Source organism: Citrobacter sp. wls718 (genome assembly GCF_005280945.1).
Taxonomy (GTDB): Bacteria; Pseudomonadota; Gammaproteobacteria; order Enterobacterales; family Enterobacteriaceae; genus Citrobacter; species Citrobacter gillenii.
On record NZ_SZWV01000069.1, the window covers coordinates 1 to 6505 of the forward strand.

Genomic DNA, 6505 nt, shown 5'->3' on the forward strand with positions numbered 1-6505 from the left:
AATAAGTTGGAGTCATTACCCGGCTTTTTTTATAAGATAATTTATCTTGTCTTCCGCATTACATGGGATTTAATTGAGTTTAATCCTAAAATAATTATACCACGTTAGATTTAACACAATGATTTTCAGATTTTACGGATGTTGCATTATTTATGTATTTATTCCATGTGATTGATTTATATTGATTTGTATATTTTTTAATAATGTTAGCTCCCACTTTTTTCTAATTATCCTAAATTCCTGCGCGGCGTAATTTACACACTTTCGGTTGTGTATACTCGATCTCGCCCGAAATTCTTTTGGGTAAATCTCCATTCATACAATGAAGGGATATTGTGATGAAAAAAGTACTGTATGGCCTGTTGGCTATATCTGCGCTTGCGACGACCTCTGTCTATGCTGCCCCCGTTCAGGTGGGGGAGGCGGCAGGGTCGGCAGCCGCGTCGGTTTCGGCAGGAAGTTCCTCCGCAACCAGCGTGAGCACCGTAAGCTCCGCGGTGGGGGTCGCCCTGGCGGCAACCGGCGGTGGCGATGGTTCGAATACCGGAACCACCACCACCACGACCACCAGTACCCAGTAATTCCGGTACGTAGCCCCTGAAGTATGAAGGGGATTAACCATAACCACACTTCGGTGTGGTTATTTTGAATTTCCAAAAGCCTGTGGGATTTGTAGGCCGGGTAAGCGTCGCGCCACCCGGCAATAATGCGGAGAAACGTCGTGATGCGACCAGCGCTCATATTGGTTTGTCTGTTATTACAGGCGTGTTCAGCTACCACCGAAGGGCTGGGTCATTCGCTGTGGCAAAGCGTGTTGGGTACTCCTGGCGTACAGATGACGGATGATGATATCCACAACATGCCTTACGCCAGCCAGTACATGCAGCTTAACGGCGGTCCGCAGCTGTTTGTGGTGCTCGCTTTCGCTGAAAACGGGCAGCAGAAATGGGTCACCCAGGACCAGGCCATGCTCGTAACGCAACACGGGCGTCTGGTGAAAACGCTGCTGGGCGGAGACAACCTGATCGCGGTGAATAATCTGGCGGCGGACCCGCTTATCAAACCAAACCAGATTGTTGATGGCGTCACCTGGACCCGCACGATGGGCTGGACCGAGCATAAGCAGGTGCGCTACGCCACTGCCCGTTCGGTCTTCAGATGGGACGGCACTGACAGCATTCGGGTTGCCAGCGAAGATACCCCGGTACGCGTACTGGATGAAGAAGTCACCACCGATCGGACTCGCTGGCATAACCGTTACTGGATCGACAGTGACGGGATGATTCGCCAGTCAGAGCAGTATCTGGGTGCGAATTATTTCCCGGTGAAGACCACGCTGATCAAGGCGGCAAAATCATGATGAAACGAATGATTACCGCGCTGACTTTTAGCCTTTGTGCGGCATCTGTTTTTGCCGCAGGAACGGTAAAAGTGATCACCTCAGGCAGTGCAGAACCGAAAACGCTGACCGGCGCGGAACATCTTATCGATCTGGTGGGTCAACCCACGCTGGCGAATAGCTGGTGGCCCGCGGCGGTGATCGGGGAAGAGCTGGCGACGGTTACCGCGCAGCGCCAGCAACAGGCGCTGTTGGGACGGCTGGCGGCGCTGAGTGCAGAAGAAGGCGGCGACGATGCAGCCGCTATCAACACGCTACGCCAGCAAATTCAGACCCTGAAGGTAACCGGCAGACAGCGGGTGAATCTCGACCCGGACGCGGTGCGGGTGAGTGAACGGGGGAATCCGCCGTTGCAGGGCAACTACACGCTGTGGGTTGGGCCTCAGCCAACGGAAATCACCCTGTTTGGCGCGATCAATCATCCGGGTAAACAGCCGTTTATGCCAGGGCGTGATATCGCCAGCTATCTCGCCGGACAAAGTCTGCTGAGCGGTGCAGATCGCAGCTATGCGTGGGTGGTCTATCCCGATGGACGCACGCAAAAAGTACCGGTCGCTTACTGGAATAAACGTCACGTTGAGCCGATACCCGGCAGCATCATTTTTGTTGGGCTGTCTGACTCTGTCTGGAGCCGCGCCCCGGATCAAATCAATGCCGACATTCTTCGCACTCTGACCCAGCGGATACCTGAATAATGAGAAAAACTTATCTGCTCAGCCTGCTGGCGCTGGGTATCAGCACGGCCTGCCACGGTGAAACGTACCCTGCGCCGATTGGGCCTTCCCAGTCTGACTTTGGCGGCGTGGGGCTGCTGCAAACGCCAACCGCGCGGATGGCGCGTGAAGGGGAAATGAGCCTCAACTACCGCGATAACGATCAGTACCGCTACTACTCCGCGTCGGTGCAGTTGTTCCCGTGGCTGGAAACGACCTTACGCTATACCGATGTGCGCACCAAAAAATACAGCAGCGTGGAGTCATTTTCAGGCGATCAGACGTATAAAGACAAAGCGTTCGATCTCAAATTGCGATTGTGGGAAGAGAGCTACTGGATGCCGCAGGTCGCGGTTGGCGCACGGGATATCGGCGGAACTGGTCTGTTTGATGCGGAATACATCGTGGCCAACAAAGCCTGGGGGCCGTTTGATTTCTCGCTTGGTCTTGGCTGGGGATATCTTGGTACCAGCGGCAATGTGAGTAATCCGCTGTGCTCGTACAGCGATAAATTCTGTTATCGCGATAACAGCTATAAACAGGCGGGCTCCATCGACGGTAGCCAGATGTTCCACGGCCCAGCGTCACTGTTTGGCGGCGTGGAATACCAGACACCCTGGCAGCCGCTGCGCCTGAAGCTGGAATATGAGGGTAACAACTACCAGCAGGATTTTGCCGGCAAGCTGGATCAGAAGAGCAAGTTTAACGTCGGCGCCATTTACCGCGTCACCGATTGGGCCGACGTTAACCTCAGCTACGAGCGCGGTAATACCTTTATGTTCGGCGTCACGCTACGCACGAACTTCAACGATCTGCGACCAACGTATAACGACAACGCGCGACCGCAATATCAGCCCCAGCCGCAGGATGCCATCCTGCAACATTCGGTGGTGGCGAATCAGCTCACGCTACTGAAATACAACGCCGGGCTGGCGGATCCGAAACTCCAGGTGCAGGGCGATACGCTGTACGTGACCGGCGAACAGGTGAAATACCGTGACTCGCGGGAAGGGATCGAACGGGCAAATCGGATCGTAATGAACGATCTCCCTGAGGGGATCCGTACGATCCGTATTACGGAAAATCGCCTGAATTTACCGCAGGTCACCACCGAAACAGATGTTGCGAGTCTGCAGGATCATCTGCAAGGCGAGCCGCTGGGCCATGAAACACCGCTGGCGCAAAAGCGCGTGGAGCCCGTGGTGCCGCAGACCACCGAGCAGGGCTGGTATATCGATAAATCACGCTTTGATTTTCACATTGATCCGGTACTCAACCAGTCCGTGGGCGGCCCGGAAAACTTCTATATGTATCAGCTGGGTGTCATGGGAACGGCAGATCTGTGGGTGACAGACCATCTGCTCACGACCGGCAGTCTGTTTGCTAACCTGGCCAATAACTACGACAAGTTTAACTATACCAATCCGCCCAGTGATTCACATTTGCCGCGGGTCCGTACTCACGTCCGTGACTACGTTCAGAACGATGTGTATGTGAATAACCTGCAGGCCAACTACTTCCAGTCACTCGGCAACGGGTTTTACGGACAAGTGTACGGTGGCTATCTGGAAACCATGTTTGGCGGCGCGGGTGCTGAAGTGCTGTACCGTCCACTGGACAGCAATTGGGCGTTTGGCGTTGACGCCAACTATGTGAAGCAGCGTGACTGGCGCAGTGCGCAGGACATGATGAAATTCACCGACTACAGCGTGAAGACCGGACATCTGACGGCGTACTGGAACCCGTCGTTTGCCCAGGATGTACTGGTAAAAGCCAGCGTGGGGCAGTACCTGGCGGGCGATAAAGGCGGGACCCTTGAAATCGCCAAACGCTTCGACAGCGGCGTGGTGGTCGGCGGTTATGCAACCCTCACCGATGCATCACCGGATGAGTATGGGGAAGGTGATTTCACCAAAGGCGTGTATGTCTCCGTGCCGCTGGATCTCTTCTCTTCGGGACCAACCCGCAGCCGTGCGGCAATTGGCTGGACGCCGTTGACGCGCGACGGTGGTCAGCAGCTTGGGCGTAAGTTTGGTTTGTACGATATGACCAGTGACAGGAGTGAGAACTTCCGTTGATGTGAATGTTGATCGCCCGGTGACGCTACGCTTACCGGGCCTACGGTAGGCCGGATAAGGCAAAGCCGCCATCCGGCAAGAACCGTTGTGTGAACAAAACATAAACAAAAAATGTAGATCTCCGTCACATTTTTGCGTTATACAGGAACTTCGCCATTGAGCAAAAGGGGCTGCTATGACGCCGATATCTCGTCCGCGCGTGGAGTTTATCTCCACGATGTTACAGACTGTGTTGAATCTTGGGCTACTGAGTCTGGGGCTGATTCTGGTGGTATTCCTCGGCAAAGAGACGCTGCATCTGGCGGATGTGCTGTTCGCGCCGGAACAAACCAGCAAATATGAGCTGGTGGAAGGGCTGGTGGTTTACTTCCTCTACTTTGAATTTATCGCGCTGATTGTGAAGTACTTTCAGTCAGGTTTTCACTTTCCGCTGCGCTACTTTGTTTATATCGGGATCACGGCGATTGTGCGGTTGATCATCGTCGATCATAAAGCTCCCATGGACGTGTTGATCTATTCCGCGGCGATCCTGCTGCTGGTGATCACGCTGTGGCTGTGTAATTCCAAACGGTTGAAGCGTGAGTAAAAAATAACACGCCGCATTGGGCTGCGGCGTGTTGTTTACGTTGATTACTGCGCAGACGCGGGCTGCGTTTTCTCTGCTGCGGGTTCCCACAGCTCTTCGAGTTCTTCCAGCGTTTTGCCTTTGGTTTCCGGTACGAACTTCCACATAAACAGTGCCGCCAGAATGCCCATGCAACCGTAAATCCAGTAGGAGAAACCGTTGTGGAAATGGGCAACCAGCCACGAATTTTTGTCCATCATCGGGAAGGTCCAGGAGACAAAGTAGTTCGCCAGCCACTGGGCGGCTACCGCAATGGCGAGCGCTTTGCCGCGGATCGCGTTGGGGAAAATCTCAGCCAGCAGTACCCAGCACACCGGGCCCCAGGACATGGCGAATGCCGCAACATAAAACAGCATCGACAGCAGCGCCACCAGACCAGAAGCCTGGGTATAAAACGCAGTACCGAGGCTGAACATGCCGATGGCCATACCCAGTGCGCCAATAATTTGCAGCGGTTTGCGGCCAAATTTATCGACCGTCATGATCGCCAGCACGGTGAAGCTCAGGTTGATTACGCCCACGATGATGGTCTGCAACAGCGCGACGTCGGTGCTGGCGCCCAGGGTTTTAAAAACTTCCGGCGCGTAGTAGAGCACAACGTTGATGCCGACAAACTGCTGGAAGATGGACAGCATGACGCCGATGACGATGACCGCAGTGCCAAACATCAGCAGACGCCCGCCTGTTTTGCGACCGTGCTCCAGTGACTGATTGATCTCCTGCATCGCCTGGGTAGCAAGATTGCTGCCCATAATTTTGCGCAGAATACCTTCCGCCTGCTCGTGTCTGCCGCGCGCCATCAGCCAGCGTGGGCTTTCCGGTACGGTATACAACAGTATTAAAAACAGCAGGGCAGGAATGCTTTCAGAGGCAAACATATAACGCCAGCCATCGGTATTCAGCCAGCTGGCGTCGCCGGAACGGGCAATAAAATAGTTTACGCAGTAGACCATCAGTTGCCCGAAAATAATCGCGAACTGGTTAAAGGAAACCAGTTTTCCACGAATATGTGCCGGGGCCAGTTCTGCGATATACATCGGTGAGAGCATGGAGGCTAAACCGACGCCGATACCACCAATAATGCGATAAATAACAAATTCGGGGACGTATCCGGCTAAATAAACAGGAACAGCATTATCCGGATTAATGGCGGTAAATCCTAATTCCGGCCATGCGGAACCGATGCCGGAAATAAAGAACAGGATCGCGGCGATTTTGAGTGAATCGCGACGACCAAAGCGGTTACTGCAATAGCCACCCAGCGCACCACCGATGATACAGCCAATCAGCGCGCTGGCGACGCAGAAGCCTAACAGTGAGTTTGCGGCGGATTCGCTCAGATGTTGTGGGGCGACAAAAACCGTATTTAAGGACTCAACGGTACCGGAGATGACGGCGGTGTCGTAGCCGAATAACAGTCCTCCTAATGTGGCAACTAATGTAATCGAAAAAATATAACTGGAATTATATTGGGTATTCATTCAGACCTGCCTTAGAAGATACAGCTCTTTTTATCAGTGTTGTGATGGTGGATTTAACAGGCAGGTATGACAATTATCATTTTTTACATTGCAATTACGTTTTGTCTTTTCTGTGATCTTCACTCTGTTTAATTAATGTCCGCTCAGGCGAGAAATAAAATTGCAGTGATGGCGAGCACGAAAGAAAATAATCGTAACAGCAATGCAAA

6 protein-coding genes are annotated in these 6505 nt (G+C 53.1%); 5 read left to right on the top strand and 1 reads right to left on the bottom strand.

The window, feature by feature from the left end:
- The first annotated feature begins 338 nt into the window (after nucleotides 1-338).
- From yjbE to psiE, 5 genes are all read left to right on the top strand, one after another.
- Complete coding sequence (gene yjbE, locus FDW95_RS13915) at nucleotides 339-581, top strand: exopolysaccharide production protein YjbE (protein WP_096758736.1); 243 nt, start codon at nucleotides 339-341, stop codon at nucleotides 579-581.
- 140 nt (nucleotides 582-721) lie between these two features.
- A complete protein-coding gene (locus tag FDW95_RS13920) occupies nucleotides 722-1360 on the top strand; it encodes a YjbF family lipoprotein (RefSeq protein WP_115259714.1) in 639 nt (212 codons plus the stop codon).
- Nucleotides 1357-2094 (top strand): capsule biosynthesis GfcC family protein, encoded by a 738-nt coding sequence (locus FDW95_RS13925; protein WP_115259713.1) that lies wholly within the window; start codon nucleotides 1357-1359, stop codon nucleotides 2092-2094. The genes FDW95_RS13920 and FDW95_RS13925 overlap by 4 nt, the downstream gene beginning before the upstream one ends.
- Nucleotides 2094-4190: a YjbH domain-containing protein gene (locus FDW95_RS13930; protein WP_115259712.1), complete on the top strand. Its 2097-nt coding sequence runs from the start codon at nucleotides 2094-2096 to the stop codon at nucleotides 4188-4190. The genes FDW95_RS13925 and FDW95_RS13930 overlap by 1 nt, the downstream gene beginning before the upstream one ends.
- A gap of 175 nt (nucleotides 4191-4365) precedes the next feature.
- Nucleotides 4366-4776 (top strand): phosphate-starvation-inducible protein PsiE, encoded by a 411-nt coding sequence (psiE, locus tag FDW95_RS13935; protein ID WP_096758732.1) that lies wholly within the window; start codon nucleotides 4366-4368, stop codon nucleotides 4774-4776.
- A 44-nt stretch (nucleotides 4777-4820) separates the two neighbouring features.
- Here psiE and xylE read toward each other — a convergent pair whose 3' ends face one another.
- Entirely contained in the window at nucleotides 4821-6296 is a 1476-nt protein-coding gene (gene xylE / locus FDW95_RS13940; RefSeq protein WP_096758731.1) for a D-xylose transporter XylE, read from the bottom strand.
- Between the last annotated feature and the right edge of the window lie 209 nt (nucleotides 6297-6505).